Raw genomic sequence first — 1,318 nt, 5'->3', positions numbered from 1 at the left:
ACGCAGAGACGCTTACGATACTACCCTGTATTTATTGATTTAGCCCATACATAAATAAAAAACTACGAGAAGAATTCCCGTAGTTTTCTATTGACACAATATTCTGGATCGTTTAGTATAAAACAATATGCTAAAATGCATATCCAAATCCCACGTTCAAATAAATAGGATACATGGCAAATGAGATTGTATCAAAATCTTTTTTGAAAATATCATTCATCCCCCACGTTAAGTCAGCGTATACATTTAGATGTTTAAATGCTCTCCATTCGCCGCCTAGTTGTAGTCCCCATTGAAATTTTCGGAGATTTTCGGAAAAATCATAGGTAGCTATGCTTTCCCCAGAGAAAACAACTCGTGAACCTGTTTGGTCCGGGGTACGTAAATGACCGTTGTATACATGTCAGGAGAATCCTCCTTCGATGAGGTATGATATGTATGGACCTGCAGACAATTTCCAACGCTTGCTTATCTTATAGTTAGCAACCACCGGAATTGTCAGATATGAGTTTTTAACTTTGGTCTTTACTCCTCCTGTCCATAATCCTTGTAATTCTCCACCATTGGTGTTGATAATTTTCATACCGTAATTTTTTACGGTAGCTTCGGTGGTCATATTCTTATTTTCAAGTCGCACTCCTACAGTCATCCCCCATTTGGGATCGAACCACTTCGTCGCATTACCTTCAATTGAAATTGCGATTCCTGGTGCATAACTATCAATTTTACGGATTTCTTTTGGTAGAGGTAATGGTGAAGTTCCACCAATATTGAAACCGGCTTTTATTCCATATTCCCATCCATGTAAATAAGACCAGATGATACCTTGGTTTCTTTCTTCCTGTGCTTGAGCTGTGAATATGCTTACAAATAGCAGCACAACTATGATATTGATTGATTGATATTTTTTCATTGTGTTAGTTTTATTTATTCTTTACAAATAAGTTCTAGCTCATCAACGTATAGAGTGCTACCGACAGCTCCTCTAAAATAGGCGCCATCTACGCTGGATGATAGTACAATACCTAATTTATATTTACCGTTTTGTAGTTTCGTATCGTCAATTTCTCGTCCTTTTACTGATTCGAAATGTATAGTAAACTCATTCCATTCATCTGATTCAACAATATCTTCAGGTTCTATTCGTGCTAATAATACCAATTTATCAGAGTTAAATACGTTATCACCATTAAGCATGATAGAATTATTTTCTGCCTCATACATAACAGCATAAATATCACATTTGTCCCTTTTTCCGGTTTGTGGCTGTCCTTCTACAGAATAAACTTCCCCAGCTTTAAATTTATAATATCCTTTA

The 1,318-nt window shown here is 36.2% G+C and carries 1 protein-coding gene and 1 pseudogene; both read right to left on the bottom strand.

Annotated elements, in window-relative coordinates:
- Nucleotides 1-130: 130 nt before the first annotated feature.
- Nucleotides 131-913 (bottom strand): annotated as a pseudogene (locus AB5935_RS25030) (porin family protein).
- A gap of 14 nt (nt 914-927) precedes the next feature.
- Nucleotides 928-1,318: PCMD domain-containing protein (locus tag AB5935_RS25025; protein ID WP_368327759.1), on the bottom strand; the 391-nt coding region annotated here is incomplete at its 5' end.

Source organism: Phocaeicola sp. RTP21198st1_B8_RTP21198_201120 (assembly GCF_040929485.1).
Lineage (GTDB): Bacteria > Bacteroidota > Bacteroidia > Bacteroidales > Bacteroidaceae > Phocaeicola > Phocaeicola dorei.
This window is presented reverse-complemented; position numbering and strand designations above follow the sequence as displayed.